Origin of the sequence: Thermopolyspora sp. NPDC052614 (genome assembly GCF_040678635.1) — a bacterium.
Taxonomy (GTDB): Bacteria; Actinomycetota; Actinomycetes; order Streptosporangiales; family Streptosporangiaceae; genus Thermopolyspora.
This window is the reverse complement of the sequence record NZ_JBFATZ010000007.1, coordinates 320,184-337,566: the sequence shown is the minus strand read 5'-3', so window position 1 is coordinate 337,566 and position 17,383 is coordinate 320,184. Positions and strand designations below refer to the sequence as shown.

Annotated in this window: 16 protein-coding genes and 1 pseudogene; 8 read left to right on the top strand and 9 right to left on the bottom strand. The window is 73.2% G+C overall.

The features are described 5' to 3' along the window. Window positions 1-373 precede the first annotated feature (373 nt). A pseudogene (locus AB0K60_RS18325) lies at window positions 374-931 on the bottom strand (HTH domain-containing protein); the annotation flags it as partial. A gap of 70 nt (window positions 932-1,001) precedes the next feature. On the opposite strand from AB0K60_RS18325, the gene AB0K60_RS18320 reads away from it, so the two are divergent. The 3 genes from AB0K60_RS18320 to AB0K60_RS18310 all read left to right on the top strand — a co-directional run bounded on the left by AB0K60_RS18320 (window position 1,002) and on the right by AB0K60_RS18310 (window position 4,650). Beyond that, a complete protein-coding gene (locus AB0K60_RS18320) occupies window positions 1,002-1,751 on the top strand; it encodes a DeoR/GlpR family DNA-binding transcription regulator (RefSeq protein ID WP_364055683.1) in 750 nt (249 codons plus the stop codon). Window positions 1,752-2,421: 670 nt separating this feature from the next. Beyond that, a complete protein-coding gene (locus AB0K60_RS18315; RefSeq protein ID WP_364055680.1) occupies window positions 2,422-3,666 on the top strand; it encodes an MFS transporter in 1,245 nt (414 codons plus the stop codon). 96 nt (window positions 3,667-3,762) lie between these two features. Further along, window positions 3,763-4,650 carry a DUF2268 domain-containing putative Zn-dependent protease gene (locus AB0K60_RS18310; protein WP_364055677.1) on the top strand — a complete coding sequence of 296 codons (888 nt, stop codon included), beginning with the start codon at window positions 3,763-3,765 and terminating at the stop codon, window positions 4,648-4,650. A gap of 221 nt (window positions 4,651-4,871) precedes the next feature. On the opposite strand, the gene mnhG is transcribed toward AB0K60_RS18310, so the two are convergent. The 6 genes from mnhG to AB0K60_RS18280 form a co-directional block, all read right to left on the bottom strand. After that, window positions 4,872-5,291 carry a monovalent cation/H(+) antiporter subunit G gene (mnhG, locus tag AB0K60_RS18305; RefSeq protein ID WP_364055674.1) on the bottom strand — a complete coding sequence of 140 codons (420 nt, stop codon included), beginning with the start codon at window positions 5,289-5,291 and terminating at the stop codon, window positions 4,872-4,874. Next, window positions 5,281-5,586, bottom strand: coding sequence for a monovalent cation/H+ antiporter complex subunit F (locus AB0K60_RS18300; RefSeq protein WP_364055671.1), 306 nt, complete (start codon window positions 5,584-5,586; stop codon window positions 5,281-5,283). The genes mnhG and AB0K60_RS18300 overlap by 11 nt, the downstream gene beginning before the upstream one ends. 190 nt (window positions 5,587-5,776) lie before the next feature. Further along, window positions 5,777-6,358: a Na+/H+ antiporter subunit E gene (locus tag AB0K60_RS18295; protein WP_364055668.1), complete on the bottom strand. Its 582-nt coding sequence runs from the start codon at window positions 6,356-6,358 to the stop codon at window positions 5,777-5,779. A 44-nt stretch (window positions 6,359-6,402) separates the two neighbouring features. After that, on the bottom strand, window positions 6,403-8,127 hold the full coding sequence (locus AB0K60_RS18290; RefSeq protein WP_364055665.1) for a Na+/H+ antiporter subunit D: 1,725 nt from the start codon (window positions 8,125-8,127) through the stop codon (window positions 6,403-6,405). Then, window positions 8,124-8,780 (bottom strand): Na(+)/H(+) antiporter subunit C, encoded by a 657-nt coding sequence (locus AB0K60_RS18285; protein WP_364055662.1) that lies wholly within the window; start codon window positions 8,778-8,780, stop codon window positions 8,124-8,126. The genes AB0K60_RS18290 and AB0K60_RS18285 overlap by 4 nt, the downstream gene beginning before the upstream one ends. Continuing rightward, window positions 8,777-11,698: a Na+/H+ antiporter subunit A gene (locus AB0K60_RS18280; protein ID WP_364055659.1), complete on the bottom strand. Its 2,922-nt coding sequence runs from the start codon at window positions 11,696-11,698 to the stop codon at window positions 8,777-8,779. The genes AB0K60_RS18285 and AB0K60_RS18280 overlap by 4 nt, the downstream gene beginning before the upstream one ends. Window positions 11,699-12,010: 312 nt before the next feature. Here AB0K60_RS18280 and AB0K60_RS18275 point away from each other — a divergent pair, with 312 nt between their 5' ends. After that, on the top strand, window positions 12,011-12,244 hold the full coding sequence (locus AB0K60_RS18275; RefSeq protein ID WP_364055657.1) for a hypothetical protein: 234 nt from the start codon (window positions 12,011-12,013) through the stop codon (window positions 12,242-12,244). Window positions 12,245-12,265: 21 nt separating this feature from the next. Here AB0K60_RS18275 and AB0K60_RS18270 read toward each other — a convergent pair whose 3' ends face one another. Further along, window positions 12,266-12,424: an ATP-binding protein gene (locus AB0K60_RS18270; RefSeq protein ID WP_364055877.1), complete on the bottom strand. Its 159-nt coding sequence runs from the start codon at window positions 12,422-12,424 to the stop codon at window positions 12,266-12,268. A 251-nt stretch (window positions 12,425-12,675) separates the two neighbouring features. Continuing rightward, window positions 12,676-13,422: a hypothetical protein gene (locus AB0K60_RS18265; protein WP_364055654.1), complete on the bottom strand. Its 747-nt coding sequence runs from the start codon at window positions 13,420-13,422 to the stop codon at window positions 12,676-12,678. A 228-nt stretch (window positions 13,423-13,650) separates the two neighbouring features. Here AB0K60_RS18265 and AB0K60_RS18260 point away from each other — a divergent pair, with 228 nt between their 5' ends. The 4 genes from AB0K60_RS18260 to AB0K60_RS18245 all read left to right on the top strand — a co-directional run bounded on the left by AB0K60_RS18260 (window position 13,651) and on the right by AB0K60_RS18245 (window position 17,262). Continuing rightward, window positions 13,651-14,670, top strand: coding sequence for an AAA family ATPase (locus AB0K60_RS18260; protein ID WP_364055874.1), 1,020 nt, complete (start codon window positions 13,651-13,653; stop codon window positions 14,668-14,670). Between the two features lie 7 nt (window positions 14,671-14,677). Then, the gene (locus AB0K60_RS18255; RefSeq protein WP_364055651.1) at window positions 14,678-15,640 is read left to right on the top strand and encodes a DUF58 domain-containing protein; all 963 of its coding nucleotides are present in this window, start codon (window positions 14,678-14,680) and stop codon (window positions 15,638-15,640) included. Continuing rightward, window positions 15,637-16,584, top strand: a complete 948-nt coding sequence (locus AB0K60_RS18250; RefSeq protein WP_364055648.1) for a VWA domain-containing protein — start codon at window positions 15,637-15,639, stop codon at window positions 16,582-16,584. The genes AB0K60_RS18255 and AB0K60_RS18250 overlap by 4 nt, the downstream gene beginning before the upstream one ends. An 81-nt stretch (window positions 16,585-16,665) precedes the next feature. Beyond that, complete coding sequence (locus AB0K60_RS18245) at window positions 16,666-17,262, top strand: methyltransferase (RefSeq protein WP_364055645.1); 597 nt, start codon at window positions 16,666-16,668, stop codon at window positions 17,260-17,262. The last annotated feature ends 121 nt before the right edge of the window (window positions 17,263-17,383 follow it).

Below are 17,383 nucleotides of genomic sequence, written 5' to 3'. Positions count from 1 at the left end.
GTCCGGAGTCCTCCAGCGTGCCGCCGCCGGTCGTGTCCGGATGCGGCGGCCGGGGCGACGACTTCCCGCCGCCCGGATTCGCTCCGCCCGAGTGCGCCGGGTCGACGCCCGACGATTCCGGGTGTCTGGCGTGCGGGACCGTCCGTTGCCCGGATGTCCGCCGTCCGGCCGGGCGACCGTCGGCCGTAGGACCGTCAGCGGCGGGCGGATCGGACGACGCCGACGGGATCTGGTCCCGCCGCGCCCGGTCGAGCCGGGCTGCCGTCGCGCCCGGCCGTACGGCCTCGGCATGGGCCTCGGCATGGGCGTCAGCGTGGGCGTGGGCGTCAGCGTGGGCGTGGGAGGCCGGCGCAGGTGGGACGGGGCAGGCGCGGGCGACCAGGTACCACGTGCCCGCCTTGAGGACCAATCCATGGGGGTGGACGAGCCGTTCGACGACGGTCTGGCCCCAGCGCTGGTAGGTCATGCGCAGCGGGCGCTGGTCCCAGACCGCGTCGGCGACCTCGGCGAGGAAACGGGACTCGGCGGCGTCGTGATACCAGCCGGGGACGTCGAGGTGGAAGCGCTCGCGCATGCGGCGGGCCTGGGAGCGGGGCTCGGGCGGGAGCGCCGCCAGCAGTTTCAGCTCGGCCGCGGCGGCGATCTCGCCGAGGCCGAGTTCGGCGGCCGGTCCGGGCAGGCCGGCCAGGAACAGCGAGGCGGCCTCGTCGGCGGTCAGCCCGTTGAGGCGGGTGCGGAAGCCGTCGAGCAGCCGGTATCCGCCCGCCGGGCCGCGGTCGGCGTACACCGGCACCCCGGCCGATGACAGCGCCTCGACATCGCGGTACACGGTGCGGACCGACACCTCCAGCTCCTCCGCCAGCTCTCCGGCCGTCATCCGCCCCCTGGTCTGGAGCAGCAGCAGGAGGGAGAGCAACCTGCTCGCGCGCATGCCTTCATTCTCCCTTGGTCATGCACCCCGGCGACTTGCTTTCGCACACTTGATATGTTCATATGAACACATGGATCGATTGCGTGCCATCATGGACGCCCTGCGCGTCTCCGACACGGTGTCGGTGGCCGAACTCGCCGCCGAACACGGCGTGTCGGAGATGACGATCCGGCGCGACCTGGACGACCTGGCCCGCCAGGGCGTCGTGCGCCGCATCCGGGGCGGCGCGCTCAGCCTGCTGCTGCGCGGCGAGGAACCCCCCTTCGGCGTACGCGAGCACGAGGCCGTCGAGGAGAAACGCCGCATCGCCGCCGAGGTCGCGGGGCTGATCGCCGACGGCGAGGCGGTGCTGCTCGACGGCGGCACCACGGCGCTGGAGACCGCCCGGGCCATCCGCGACCGGCGGCTGACCGTGCTTCCGCTGTCCCTGCACGCCGCACAGGAACTCAGCACCGCGACCCGGATCCGGCTGGTGCTGCCCGGAGGCGAGGTACGGCCCGGCGAGCTCAACTTCGCCGGGCCGCTCACCGAGAAGTCCATCAGGTCGCTGCGCTTCGACACCGCGGTGATCGGCTGCTGCGGCCTGTCGGCGGCGCACGGCCTGACCGCGCACGACCTGGAGGACGTCGCCGTCAAACAGGCCGCCATGGCCTCCGCCCGGCGGGTGGTGGCCGCGGCCGACTCCGGCAAGTTCACCCGCACCGCGTTCGGCGCGGTCTGCCCCCTGGACCGCCTCGACATCGTCGTCACCGACCAGGGCATCCCCCGAGAGGAACATGACGCCCTCACCGCCGCGGGCGTCAGCGTCCGCATCGTCTGAACCGCAGGAAGCCACAGCCGCATCCCGGCCGGCGGCGGCGTGGGCCGACATACGCACTGTCGACGGCAGAACACGGCGAAAACCGCGAGAGCGGTCCAGCGGAGGACCTCCTTCCGGCTCCGGCCCCCGGTGTCAGCACTTCAGGCGGTGCAGCATCCGCCGCAGCCTTCGTCCACCCCCACCCACCCTTCCGCGCCACCGACCCACCCGCACCGGCGATTCAAACGCGCGGCGGTGCCAGCCCGTCGTCCACCCGACCCCATCCACCGGCGCCCTGCGCGCCACCGACCCACCGAACCTGAAATCCAGGCGCCCAGCAGCTGCGGCATCGTCCACCCGCTCCCTCGATCACCGACGTCCCCATCGGAATCTCGGCCAAGGGATATCGCGCCATCGGCTCTCCTGCGCGAAGGCGAGGGCGGGCACGCGACGATCGCGGACACAACGGCGAACGGTAAAGAGGCGAACGGTAAAGAACAGCTAAGGCACACAGCTCGGCAGGCACATGGCACGGCCATTCCGGCCGAATGGGGATGCGGCCCCTCAGACAGCCCCTCAGACGGCCCCTCAGACGGCCCCGACGCGCCCCAAGGTCCCGGCGTCTTCCCCGTCCGCCCCACAAGCACTTTCAAACCGGCTTCCCACCCGCCCCCAACGCGAAGAGGACACCATGACCACAACGGCCCCCGATCGGGCCCGTCTCCAGCGCGCCCGGCTCGCCGTGCACGGCCTGTTCCTGCTGTCGGGGATCGCCATCGGCGCCTGGACGGCACGCATCCCGGCGATCAAGGAGCGGCTCGCGCTCGGCGACGGCGAGTTGAGCTTCGGCCTGCTGGGCATCGCCGCCGGTGCCATCGCCGGAATGCAACTTGTGGGACGGCTCATCGACCGGCACGGCAGCCATCGGGTCATGATCCCGGCCGCGCTCGCGCAGGGCACCGTGCTTGTCCTGCCCGCCCTCGCACCCAACCTGCCCCTGCTCACCGCCGCCCTGTTCTGCTTTGGATTCGTGCACGGCGCGCTCGACGTGTCCATGAACGCCAACGCCGTCGAGGTGGAACGCGAGTACGGCAGGCCCATCCTGTCTGCCTTCCACGCCGTGTTCAGCATCGGCGGCTTCGCCGGGGCCGCCCTCGGCGGGCTGTTCGCCCAGGTCGGCGTGACCCCTGTCGTCACCTTCATCGCCGTCGGGGCCGTGTTGACCGTCATGGCCGCGCTGTCGGCCCGCTGGGCCCTGCCCGCCACCCCTGCCACCTCTGCCGCCCCCGCCGCGGCCTCTGCCGCAGCCTCCGGCACGGGTTCCGACATAAGGTCCGGCGCAGGGTCCACGGCGACGGGGCGGCGCTTGCGGCGGGTGCCGATCCCCGGCGTGCTGTTCCTCGGTGTGCTCGCCTTCTGCTGCCTGGTCGGCGAGGGGGCCGCCGCCGACTGGGGGTCGGTGTACCTGCGCGAGGACCTGGGCGGGTCGCCGGGCCTGGCGGCGGCGCCGTACGCGGCCTTCTCGGTGATGATGACCGCCGGACGCCTGGTCGGCGACCGGCTCGCGGGCCGCTTCGGCTCGGTGCCGCTGGTGCGCGGGTGCGGTCTGCTCGCCGGGGCCGGACTCCTCGTCGCGCTGCTGATCGGGCACCCGCTTGCGGCGATCGCCGGGTTCGGCTGCTTCGGCGCGGGCCTGTCGTGCATCGTGCCGCAGGTGTTCTCCGCCGCCGCCAACCGCGACCCGCGCCGCTCCGGGGAAGGGCTCGCCCGCGTCGCCAGCCTCGGTTACGTGGGCTTCCTCAGCGGGCCGGTGCTCATCGGCGGCGCCGCCGAACTGCTCGGCCTGCCCCGGGCCCTGGCGATCCCGGCCGTTCTGGCCCTGTTCGTCGCCCTGGCCGCCACCGCCCTGCGCACGCCCGGCCCACCCTCCACCTGATCCGCGCCCGCGGGCACGGTTGGTCCCGGCGCGCCGCGTAAAACCGCGTTAAAAGCGCTTGAGCCTCACGTAACGTGAGACCTTAGCGTCGCAGCCATGGACATCATCGTTGACGACACCGCCACGGCCATGGCCGAACTGCTGACGCTCCCCCTGCCCGAGCGCCCCGAAGCGCTGACCAGGCTGCTGAACGCCTTCGACTCCACCGCCGCCAGGCTGAACATGGATCTGGTGCAGATGCATCACCAGGCCGGAGGCTTCCGGGTGGACCGCGAGGACCCCCGCTACCTGCCCGCACTGCGCATGATGACCGACGCCGGCGTGTGGGGGCGCATGCGCGAGGCGCTGGAGGCGGCGTGGCGGCTCCAGAAGGCGGCCGTGCCCGGCATCCGGCACCATGACGTGCCGGTACGCGCCGTGCTCGTCCTTGGCAACCCCGACGACGAGCACCTGATGAAGCGCATCGGCGGCTACTACGGCATGTCCGGCGGCTCACCGGTGCTGTTCGTGGTCGCCTGGCCCACCCCGGAGAACCTGCAGCAGATCGCCCACTGCGCCGTGCACGAGATGCACCACTACATCCGCCACGCCAACGTCGAGTGGAACCCCGCCACGGTCACCGTCGGCGAGCATGTGATCTCCGAGGGGCTCGCCGAGGCGTTCGTACGCGAATTGGGCGGCCCCGGAGCCCTGGGCGTCTACACCCGCGCGGTCTCCGGCCAGGCCCTCGACGACGCCTACGCCAAGATCACCGCCGCGGTGGGCCTCCAGGGCATGCACAACCTCACCCCGTACGTTCTGGGCGACGCCACCGCCGAGCGGATGGGCCAGACACCGGTCGGCATCCCCGACATGGCCGGCTACGCCGTCGGCCTGCGCATCGTCGATGCCCACCTCGCCGCCACCGGACTCACGGCCGCCGAGAGCACCATCCTGCCCACCACGGAGATCCTCGCCAACGCGGGCGTGACGGTCGCCGCGTGAGGACATCGGGTCGGTGGTTGTCGGTTTGTTTGTCGGGTGTACAGGCGGGTGTGTTGTCTCAACCGTCCGCCTTTACAATGTAGATTCCGTCGAAGGTCGCCATGCGGAGCCGTCCACGAGGTCAAGCCTTCGGCCTCATCCCGGCGATCGGCGAGGGCCTGACCGCGGCTGCCACGGCCGCCCCTCCGGTAGCGGCTCATCGCCGGCACCGGCGGCCACGATCATTGCCCGCGCGGTCGCCGCGACCGCTGTTCCCCTGGCCCGGACCCCGCGTACGGTTCCTCGTCCTGGCGGCCGACGCGATCGGCGTTCGCCGCCAACTCGTCGACGACCAGCAAATCGGCGCGCATGCGCCGGTCCCGGTACCCGGCACGGCCGATCATGTGCGCCGCCACCGGGGAGGTGGCCAGCTGGAACACCGCGATCAGCACCAGCGTGGTGATGTCCACCGCCGTACGCAGCCGCAACGCGCAGCCGAGCAGGACCAGCAGCAAACCGAGCACCTGGGGCTTGGTCGCCGCGTGCATGCGCGACAACAGGTCGGGGAAGCGAAGCAGCGCGACCCCGGCCGACACGCTGAGCAGCGCGCCACCGGCCAGACAGACCGCGGCGGCGACGTCGAGGATCACGTCAAGGCCCATCACGGCGTCCTTCCGGGGGTGTTCGCGGCGCCTCCTGCCGACGGCCCCGGGTGGCGAACCGGGAGACGCTCACCGAGCCGGTGAAACCGAGGATGGACAGCACGACGAGCACGGGCAGCGCGGTGGCGTCGCGGGTGTAGGCGGCCTCGGCGGCGACGGCCGCGACGACGACGGCCAACACGACGTCGGTCGCCACGACCCGGTCGAGGACGGACGGGCCGCGGATGATCCGGATCAGGGCCAGCACGCCGGCGACGGCGAACATCGCGGCGACGACCACGGCGACGACGGTCACTAGGGGCACCCTCTTTCTCGCAGGCACCACCACGGTGCTTGGTGAAGGGACTCGGCGGGAGCCGGGGTGACGGTCTGGTCCGGTCGCTGGTCCGGTCGCCGCTCGACGGCGTCCCCTACGACCGCGCCAAACACGGCGCCGCAACAGCCCTCAACGAGCCACTCGCCGCTTGAGGCTGACACAGGGAGTGTCATGAGGGCGGGCCCTCCCTGTCGGCGGGCGGAACGGGACCGGCCGCCCCCTGCCCCGCGACGGCCGCCAGCTCGGCGGCCGAGCCGATCGCGCCCACGACGCGCGCCTCCAGCTCAAGCACGTCCCGGCGGAACCGCTCGGCCTCGTCGTGGTCGCGTACGCCCAGAACGTGAACGTAGAGAACCCCGGCGGCGCGGTCCGCCTCGACGATGAGACTGCCGGGCACCAGCGACAGGGCCACGCCGGTGAGGGTGAGATTGAGGTCGGAGCGCACGCGCAGCGGCACGGCGATGACCGCGCCGCGCGGCGTGTGCCCGAACCGGAACGCCAGCCAGGCGACCTGCACGCTGGAGACCACGAGATCGAGCAGGAACCGCGCGACGAACCGCGCCAGCCCCAGCGGATGAACGCGCCCGGCGAACGTCACCGGCGGCAGCGGGAACACGACGATGACGACCACGGCCAGAACCAGGCCCCCGATGACGTTCGCCCAGGAGAACGACCCCCACAGCAGGCACCAGACGACGATCAGCACCGTGATCGCGATCACCTGATTCCGCCGCACGTCACGCCGGGTCAACCCGGGACACGGCTCCTCCGGCCCCGGCGAGGGGCGGTAACGACTCACGGGACACCCTCCGGGTAGACGGCCCGCACGTACGGGACGCGATCGATCAGGTCGGCGGCGGCCGAGCCGCTCAGCTCGAACAGCGGGCCCGCCACCACGGTGAGCCCCACGCCGAGGACCAGCAGCGCGACGGTGGACCCGACCATGAGCCGGGGCAGCATCGCGCCGGAGTGCTCGGCGACGTCCGCCACCGGGTACGGCTCGCGCCCCTCCCGCGACCGCGCGGTGAGCTCCTCCCCCGACCGCGCGGTGGGCTCCTCCCGTGCCCGCACGGCGTGCTCTTCCCGTGCCCGCACGGCGTGCTCTTCCCGTGCCCGCACGGCGTGCTCTTCCCGTGCCCGCACGGTGTGCTCTTCCCGTGCCCGCACGGTGTGCATCGTGTCGTCCGGGCCGGGCATCTCGACATGCGGCGCCCGCCAGAAAGCCCGGTCCCACACGCGCGCGACCGCGTACAGGGTGAGCAGGCTGGTCAGCAGCCCCCCGCCGACCAGCGCCCAGGCCAGCGGACCGCCCTCGGCGATCCCGGCCCGAATCAGCCCCACCTTGCCCAGGAAACCGGAGAACGGCGGGATGCCGGCGAGATTGAGCGCGGGGACCAGGAACAGCACCCCGAGCAGCGGCGAGATCCGGGCCAGCCCGCCCAGCCGGTCCATCGCGGTCGTTCCGCCGCGCCGTTCCACAAGCCCGGCGGCGAGGAAGAGCGTCGTCTGGATCATGATGTGGTGCACCACGTAGAAGATCGCCGCGGACAGCCCGAGCCGAGTGGTCAGCCCCACCCCGAACAGCATGTACCCGATGTGGCTGACCAGGGTGAACGACAACAACCGCTTGATGTCGGACTGCGCGACCGCGCCGAGGATCCCGACCAGCATGGTCAGCAGCGCCAGCACCAGCAGCAGGCCCGCGGCGGGGCCGCCGGGGAACAGCAGGGTCTCGGAGCGGATGATCGCGTACACGCCGACCTTGGTGAGCAGCCCCGCGAAGACCGCGGTCACCGGGGCCGGGGCGGTGGGGTAGCTGTCGGGCAGCCAGGCCGACAGCGGGAAGACGGCCGCCTTGATGCCGAAGGCGAGCAGCAGCATCCCCTGCAGCATCAGCCGCACATCGTCCGGCAGGGCGTCGAGCCGCCCGGCGAGCTGGGCCAGATTGAGCGTCCCGGCCGCCGCGTAGACCAGGCCGAGGCCGGTCAGGAAGATCAGCGAGGACAGCAGGCTGACCACGACGTACGTCGTGCCCAGCAGGACGCGCGTCTCGGTGCCGCCCATGGTGAGCAGCACGTAGCTGGCCACGAGCAGGATCTCGAACCCCACGTAGAGGTTGAACAGGTCGCCCGCCAGAAACGCGTTGGCCACACCGGCGGAAAGCACCAGGTACGTCGGATGGTAGACCGACAGCGGCGCCTCCTCCTGCCCGTCGGCCATGCCCTGCCCGATGGAGTACGCCAGCACGGCCAGGGTGACGGCGGCGGAGACCACCAGCATGAGCGCGGCGAGCCGGTCGGCGACCAGCACGATCCCCAGCGGCGCCGCCCACCCGCCCACCTCGACGACCAGCGGCCCGCCCCGCGCGGTCAGCACCAGCAGCGCGACGGCGGCCAGCAGGACACCACCGAGCACCACGACGCTGACCGCCCGCTGCAGCCGGGGGCGGCGTCCCAGCAGCAGCGTCATCGCCGCCCCCAACAGCGGCATCACCACCGGCAGCGGAACCAGGTTCGTCATCCCGCCCCCGGCCCGTCGCCACGGCCCCGCCGCCCGCCATCCCCGCCGGCGCTGTCATCACCCGCTTCGTCACCGGTATCGGTGCCGGTCTCGCCGCTGGCGCCTTGGTCACCGCGTGCGGCGCTGCCCGAGTCTGCGCCGCCACCGGTCTCGGCACGCCCGGTACCTCCGGCGCCGCCATTCCCGTCATCGCCTCCGCGGCCCCCATGCCCCGCACGGATGTCCCCGGCGTCACCACCCGCGACAGCGCCGGTGTCATCGGTGTCGCCGCCCTCATCGCCGTCGAGCCCCCGGTCCCGCTCCGCGAGCGCCACGATCCGGCGGTCCTCGACGTCGTCCCGCACCTCGTCGTGACCGACCAACTGCCAGCTCCGATAGGCCATCGCCAGCAGGAACGCGCTCATGCCCAGCGTGATCACGATCGCGGTGAGGATCATCGCCTGCGGCAGCGGATCGCTCATCCCGCCCTGCGGCGTCACCCCGACGATCGGCGGCCCGCCGAGCCGCCCGCCGGACAGAATCAGCAGGTTCGCGCCGTTGCCGAGCAGGATCACCCCCATCAGCACGCGCGTCAGGCTGCGTTCCAGCAGCAGCGTCACCCCGGTGGCGAACAGCACGCCGACCGTGACGACGTACACGAGATTGGGCGTCACACGGGCTCCTTGTCGTCGGCGTCCACGGGGTTCCCGGGATCCGGATCGTCGTCGGCCTGGCGGTCCACCTCGGCCCCCAGACTGCGCAGGATGTCCAGCACCAGCCCGACGACGACGAGGTACACCCCGATGTCGAAGAACGTCGAGGTGACCAGGTGGACGTGCCCGAGCACGGGCAGGTGGACATCGAGCATGGCGCTTTGCAGCACCTGCCCGCCGAGCGGCATCGCCGCCACCGCGGTGCCCACCGCGACGAGCAGCCCCGCGCCGAGGACGACGCCCGACCCGACCGGCACGGCGACGTTCAGCTCGGCCCGCCCGCCGGCCAGATAGCGCACGGCCAGCGCGAGCCCGGCGACCAGCCCGGCCGCGAACCCGCCGCCCGGCGCGTCGTGTCCGGAGAAGAGCAGGTACGCCGAGAACAGCACGATGGTGTGAAACAGCAGCCGGGTGATCACCTGCAGGACGATCGACTGCCGCCGTGCCTCGGGGCTCGCGCCCGCCATCAGCCACTGCCCCGGCTCGGGCCCGTACGGCCGCGCCGGCCCGGCCGTACGGCGCCGCAACGCCGCGGCCCGGCGGAAGATCAGGCTCGCCACGCCGGTGGCCGCCCCCACCAGCACCGAGATCTCCCCCATCGTGTCCCAGGCCCGGATGTCCACGAGGGTGACATTGACGATGTTGTCGCCCCCGCCGAACGACACCGCCGGGCCCGGGTAGGCCACCGAGACCGGCGCCGCCTGCCGCGCCGACGCCGCGGCGTAGGCCATCCCGGCGGCGGCGACGCCCACGGCGACGCCGATCGCCGGCCGCACGCGCCGCGCCCAGGGCCAGGGCCGTTCGGAGAACCGCACCGGCAGGCGGCGCAGCACCAGCGCGAACATCACCATGGTGACCGTCTCCACCAGGAACTGCGTCAACGCCAGATCGGGCGCCCCGTGCAGCACGAACAGCACCGCGATGCCGTACCCGGACACCCCGACCAGGATCATCGCGGTGAACCGGACCGTCGCCCGGGCCGCGAAGATCGCCGCCGCGATCACCATCACGGCGGCGAGCGGCTGCAGCGGGCCGTCCCAGGGCCGCGCCGCCGTCCGCCACGGCTCGCCCGCCAGCATCACGCCGCCGGGCAGCGCCACCAGCACGACGAGGATGGTCCCGAGGTAGAACGGCAGCGAGCCGCGCTGGGTGGCCCCGGTGAGCTCCACCGCGACGCGGCCCACCCCGCGCACCAGCGCGTCGTACACGGCGGTCCCGTCGAACGGCAGACGCAGGCGGCCCAGGCGGGCGACACGGACGGCGCGGCGTCCGAGGACGAACAGCCCGGCCCCGCCCGCCAGCGCCAGCGCGGACAGCCCCAGCGCGGGGATGAACCCGTGCCACACCGCCAGGTGGTAGGCGGCCTCCCCTGTCTCGCCGGTCTCTACGGCCTCCGCGGCCCGGGGCGGCACGGTGTCGGCGTACCCGGCCAGCATCCCGCCGACCGCCGGGGCGGCGACCCCCGCCGCGAGCCCGGCCACGGCCAGGACCGCAGGGGCCGCCAGGAACGCCCACCCGGCCCGGCGCGGCTCGGCGTCCGCCACGCCGTTCTTGACGGCGAACGCCCCCCACAGCAGGCGCAGCGTGTACGCCACGGTGAGCACGGTCCCGAGCACCAGGCAGCCCAGCACGACACGGTCGGCGGCCGAACCGCGCAGCAGCGCCTCGAACACCGCCTCCTTGCCGACGAAACCGGCCGTCGGCGGCACCCCTGCCATCGACGCCGCCGCCACCCCCGCGATCGCGGCGAGCCACGGCGCGCGCCGCCCCAGCCCGCTGAGCTCCCGCGCGTCGCGGGTGCCCGCGACCCGGTCGACGACGCCGACGACCAGGAAGAGCGGGGCCTTGAACAACGCGTGGGCCAGCAGCATCGCCGCTCCCGCCAGCGCCGCGTCCCGCGTGCCGCCGCCGAACACCGCCATGAGCAGGCCGAGCTGGCTGACGGTGCCGTACGCCAGCAGCAGCTTCAGATCGTGCTGACGCAGCGCCGCCCATCCGCCGAGCAGCACGGTGACCGCGCCGGCCGCGAGCAGCGTCCCCCGCCACACCGGCACAGCCGCGAACGCGGGCGTCATCAGCGCCGCCAAAAACACCCCGGCCTTCACCATCGCCGCCGCGTGCAGGTAGGCGCTGACCGGGGTGGGCGCGGCCATGGCCCCCGGCAGCCAGAACCCGAAAGGGAAGATCGCCGACTTGCTCAGCGCCCCGAGCAGGACCAGGGCCAGCGCGACCGTCAGATAGGGTCCGCCCGGCGGCGGCGCCTCGGCGATCGCCGACCAGCGGTAGGAGCCGGCGTGCGCGCCGAGCATGACGAACCCGCCGAGCATCGCCAGCCCGCCCGCCGTGGTGACCAGCAGGGCCCGCATCGCCGCGCGCCGGCTCGCCCGCCGTTCGGGGTCGTGACCGATCAGCAGGTACGAGCAGACGGTCGTCAGCTCCCAGAACACGTACAGCACGAGCAGGTTGTCGGAGACGACCAGGCCGAACATGGCCCCCGCGAAGGCGACGAACACGCCGGCGAACCGGCCGAGCCCTTCCTCGCCGGAGGTGAAGTAGCGGGCGCTGTAGATCAGAACCAGCGCGCCGACCCATCCCACGAGCAGCGCCATCAGCCATCCGAGCGCATCGACCCGGACGGCGATCTCCAGGCCGAGCGGCGCCGCCCACGGGTACGTCCCGCTCACCACGCCGCCCTCTCGGACCCCGGCGGTGATCGCCACCGCCCATGCGCCCGACGCGGCGGGGGCCGCCGCCAGCGCGTACAGGGCCCGCCTGCCCCACCGGCGTACCAGCGCCGGGGCCGCCGCAGCCGCGATCGCGTGGAGGACGATGAGCGCCGACGTCGCGTCCGCGCCGGTCATCATGGTCGGTGTCGTCACCCGGGCTCCCCGGCCCGAATCGGGCACACGCCGCCCGGGGAGGCGCATCCGGGACACTGCGGGGGACAAGGAGTCACATCGACCTGCTCCCCCGGAAATCAACGATCATGCGCGACCGATCTTCGATGTCCGGTGTCGCGATTGGCGGGCTGTTTCTCTGGTCGGTTCCGTGGCTTGGTTCTGCGGCAGGACGTGGATTGACGGCAACCGACCCCCTTTACGATGTAGATCAAACAGAGAATGGGCACGGCCCGCGCCTGTTCCACCGGTCCGTCCACACGGCCTCGTCCGGAGAGACCCGGAGCGGACGGCGTGCCCGGGCAGGTCGCCGCCACCCGGCGCGGTGAGCGGATCAGTCAGGCGCTGCCCGGCCGCTGGTCCGGCATCACGCCGGGCTCCTCGATCGACGACGGGCTTACGGTCGTGAACGCCTACGCCGCCGAGCACCTGACGCCGGGCCGCCTCACTCCACCGGGAACGGTCTTTCAGTACGCCGCAGCGGCGGCGTCCCGGGTGCGGCCGGCCGGGCCCGGGCTGGGCCTGTGACGCCGTCGTCGGCGTCTCCCGTTACCGGCGCCACGCGGCCCCGGCCGGATGCCCGGCCCGGTGAACGCCCGCGGGGCAGGCGCGGATGCCCAACCCAATCGACAGGTATGTCCTGCCCGCCCCCGGCGGGCCCAAGAACACCACGTTCTCCCGCGTGGCGATGAAGTCCAGCGTGCCCAGCTGCGCAGCTCGCGGATCCGCTGGTCAAGCACCGTCATCGACCGCTCCCAGCCGACCCGCTCGGCAATCACCGGCGCGCGCACGCCGGGATACCCCCACGGCACCGCGCTAGATCGCACCGCTGGGATCCTGAGCGTGCCCAGCTGCGCAGCTCGCGGATCCGCTGGTCAAGCACCGTCATCGACCGCTCCCAGCCGACCCGCTCGGCGATCACCGGCGCAGGCACGCCGGGAAACCCCCCGACATCCGCGCTAGATCGCGCCGCTGGGATCCTGGCCGTCCTCCGGGCCCGGCGTGCCACGGCCGGTGTCCCCCGGCGACGGGGACGGTGACGGCCGTACCGGCGGCTCGGTGGTGGGCACCGGCGGCGGCGTCGGGATGAAGACCGTGGCCGGCAGGGGGCGCGTCGGCGAGGCGGCCTCCTCGTTCCTGACCAGCAGCAGCCAGGCGAGCAGGATGAGGATGAGCACCAGCAGGGCCAGGACCACGCTCGCCAGCACCACCGAGCGGCGCGGCTCGGTCGCCGGCAGGCCCGGCCCGGCCGGGGCGGGCACGGCGGGGGCGCGGTCGCCCATCCAGTACGGCACGAAGTCCGGCCCGTGCGCCTCGCCGATGAACGTGCCGGTCACGTACACCGGCTCCAGGTAGCGCTCGGCCCCCGGCCCGCCCGGCCGGTACGGCACGGCCACCCACGGCGCGCGGCCCACGTCGGAGTCGAGGATCGGCGGCGCGTCCGGGGCGGCGAGCGCGGAGCGGCCCCTGGCCCGCGCCACCCAGCCGCGTACGCCGCCCGCCGACGCCTCCTTGATCGCGCCGACGAACCGGTCGCGGGCGGCGGCGTCGAGCGCGGCCCCCCGGGTCAGCACGGCGATCGACACCGCCCTGCCGTCCTGGGCCTGCCCCAGGTACACGAATCCGGCCGGCATCGTCTGCAGCCGGGCCTGGATGACGAAGGGCCCCAACTGCGGGGGATCACCGTACTGCAGCGGACTGGGCACTTAGCCATGAAAGCACACGGGCCGGGTAAGGGTCCTCTGCCCGGGGGAGGGCGCCGCCGGGCCGTGCGAGTTCGCCGCGACTTTGATGGAATGTCACTCATGACCGTTGCCGATGAACCGGTCCCGGGAGGCGCCGACGACGGCGTCACGGGGGCCCAGCCGAGACCCGACGGCCCCGACACCTCCGGATCCGACACTTCCGACAAGCCCGTCCCGGGTCCCGCCGCGATGCGGGCCGAGCCGTCCAGGCCCGGGGACCAGGTCGCGGTCGCCGCCGACGCGGGCCTGCTCAGGCGTGCCCTCGCCGAGGTACGCCGGGTCATCGTCGGCCAGGACCACATGGTCGAGCGGCTGCTGGTGGCGCTGCTGGCCCGCGGCCACTGCCTGCTTGAGGGCGTGCCCGGGGTGGCCAAGACGCTGGCCGCCTCCACCCTGGCGACCGTCGTCGGGGGCAGCTTCGCCCGCGTCCAGTTCACCCCCGACCTGGTGCCGAGCGACATCGTCGGCACCCGCGTCTACCACCCCTCCTCCGAGAGCTTCGACATCGAGCTCGGCCCGGTGTTCGTCAACTTCCTGCTCGCCGACGAGATCAACCGCGCCCCGGCGAAGGTGCAGTCGGCGCTGCTGGAGGTGATGGCCGAGCGGCAGGTGACGCTGGCGGGCCGTACCCACCCGCTGCCCAAGCCGTTCGTGGTGCTCGCGACGCAGAACCCGATCGAGTCCGAGGGCGTCTACCCGCTGCCGGAGGTGCAGCGCGACCGGTTCCTGTTCCGGGTGAAGGTGCACCACCCCTCCGCGCAGGAGGAGCTGGAGATCCTGCACCGGATGAGCGTCACCCCGCCGACGCCCTCCCCCGTGCTCGACCCGCCCCGGCTGCTGGCGCTGCAGCAGGCCGCCGAGCAGGTCTCGGTGCACCAGCTCGTCGCCGACTACGTGGTCCGCCTGGTGATGGCGACCCGCTCCCCCGCCGAGTACGGCCTGCGCGACCTGGAGGAGGTCATCGAGATCGGCACCAGCCCGCGCGCCACCCTCGGCCTGGTCGCGGCCGGGCGCGCGCTGGCGCTGCTGCGCGGGCGCGACTATCTGCTGCCCGACGACGTCCGCGACGTCGCGGTCGACGTGATGGCGCACCGGCTCATGCTCACCTTCGACGCCCTCGCCGACGGCGTCGACGCCGAGGAGGTGGTGCGCCAGATCCTGGTGGCCGTGCCGCCGCCGCTGGTGGTGTGGAACCAGGGCCCGAGGTGAGCCGCCGATGACCTCACCCGAGCACGCGCTGCGGCGGCTGGAGCTGACCGTGGTACGCCGCCTGGACGGGCTGCTGCAGGGCACCCACGAGGGGCTGCTGCCCGGCCCGGGCAGCGAGAACGGCGACTCGCGCGTGTACGTGCCGGGAGAGGACGACGTGCGGCGCATGGACTGGGCGGTCACCGCCCGCACCACCGTGCCGCACGTGCGCGACCTGATCGCCGACCGGGAGCTGGAGACGTGGGCGCTGGCCGATCTGTCGGCGAGCATGGACTTCGGCACCGCCGACATGGACAAGCGCGACCTGGTGATCGCCGGGGTGGGCGCGATCGGGTTCCTGTCCAGCCGCATCGGCGACCGGTTCGGGGCGTATGTGATGCACGGCGGGAAGGTGCACCGCTTCCCGGCCCGGCCGGGTCGTCCCGGTCTGTACGCGCTGCTGCAGACGCTGGTGGCGGCCCCCCGCGGCGAGCCGGGGGCGGATGAGGGCATGGGCCTGGCCGAGGGCATCGAGCTGCTGTCGCGGGCGCGGCGCAAGCGGGGCATGCGGGTGGTGGTCTCCGACTTCCTCGACCCGGTCGATCCCCGCGATCCGGGCGCCGAGCGGCCCTGGGAGCGGCCGATGCGGCGGCTGGCGGCCCGTCACCAGGTGCTGGCGATCGAGGTGGTCGATCCGCGCGAGCTTGAGCTGCCCGACGTGGGGCTGGTGACCTTCACCGATCCGGAGACGGGGCGGACGGCCGAGGTCTACCTGACCCGCAAGGTTCGCGAGGCGTTCCGGGAGGCCGCGCTGACCCAGCGGGAGTCGACCCGGGTGGCGTTGCGCCGGTGCGGAGTGGCCCACCTGGTGCTGCGTACCGATCGAGACTGGATTTACGACATCGCCCAGTTTGTGCTCCGGCAGCGGCGGACCGCGCATCTGATGCGCCGGACGCCGACGGCCGGACAGGCAGGGAGGCCAAGCACGTGATCTTCCTATCCGCGGGATGGCTGTGGCTGTACGTCGTGCTGGGGGTGCTGGCCGCCGCGTACGTCGCGCTCCAGTTCGCCCGCAAGCGCTACGCGGTGCGCTTCACCAACCTGGCGCTGCTGTCGATCGTGGCCCCGTCGCGGCCGGGCTGGCGCCGGCACCTGGCGCCCGCGCTGTTCCTGATCATGATGGGGTTGCTGATCTTCGCGGCGGCGCGCCCGGCCGACGCGGTGCGGGTGCCGCGCGACCGGGCCACCATCATGATCGCGGTGGACATCTCGCTGTCGATGGAGGCCCAGGACGTCGCCCCCACCCGGCTGGTCGCCGCCCGCCAGGCCGCCGAGCAGTTCGTCAAGGACCTGCCCGAGCGGTTCAACGTCGGCCTGGTGTCGTTCGCCCGGTCGGCGGCCGTGGTGGTCTCCCCCACCACCGACCACCTGGCGGTGACCACGGCGATCCAGAACCTCACCACCCGGCCGGGCACCGCGATCGGCGAGGCGGTGTTCAACTCGATCGAGGCGATCCGCTCGTTCGACCAGCGGGCCGTCACCGACCCGCCGCCGTCGGCGATCGTGCTGCTGTCCGACGGCGACAACACCTCCGGCCGCTCGGTCAACGACGCGATCGAGGCGGCCCTGGCGGTGCGCATCCCGGTCTCCACGATCGCGTACGGCACGCCCGACGGCACCGTGGACATCGACGGCCGGCCGGTCAACGTGCCGGTGAACAAGGCCACCCTGCAGTCGCTGTCGGACGGCACCGGCGGACGCGCCTACACCGCCGAGTCCGGCTCGGAGCTGCGCGACGTGTACAGCCAGATCGGCACCTCGCTCGGCTACCGCGTCGTCCACCAGGAGGTCACCCAGCGCTTCGTCATCGCCGCGGTGATCGCCGGAGTCCTGCTCGCGGGCACCGCCATGGCCCTGGGCTCCCGCTTCCCCTGACCGCCCGCCCGTGCGCCCGCCCGTGCGCCCGCCCCGTACGCACGGCATCGGAGCGCGCGGGGATGAGATATACCTCTGCGGGTGGCGCATTACTTCGAGGAACGGCCCCGGACGCGGAAGCGGCCGGGCACCGTCGAGCTGGTCCTGCCCGATGTGCACCTGCGGCTGGAGACCGACAGCGGCGTGTTCTCCCCCGGCCGGCTCGATCCGGGCACGCGCGTGCTGCTGGAGACCGTCCCCGAGCCGCCGCAGCGGGGGGATCTGCTCGATCTCGGCTGCGGGTACGGCCCCATCGCCCTCACCATGGCCACACGCGCCCCGGAGGCGACGGTGTGGGCCGTCGACGTCAACCGGCGCGCGGTGGAGCTGTGCGCGCGGAACGCCGCGACCGCCCGCCTTGACAAAGTAAGGTCGGTGCATGTGGACGAGATGCCGCCGGACGTGCGGTTCGCGGCGATCTGGTCCAACCCCGCGATCCGCATCGGCAAGGCCGCGCTGCACGAGATGCTGACCACCTGGCTGGGTCGCCTCGCCCCCGGCGGCGTCGCCCACCTGGTGGTGCAAAGACACCTCGGCTCGGACTCGCTGCAGCGCTGGCTGAACGAACAGGGCCATCCCGCCACGCGCCTGGCCTCCCGCTCGGGCTACCGGGTCCTGCGGGTCGAGTCCCGCGCCTGACCCCCCGGCCGTGCCGGGACGCCCGTACGGCGGTGACAGACCACGGGCACAACGGACGGACGGAACGGACGGGCGGAAGGGACGGGCAGAAGGGACGGGCACCGCAACCGTGACGCAACGT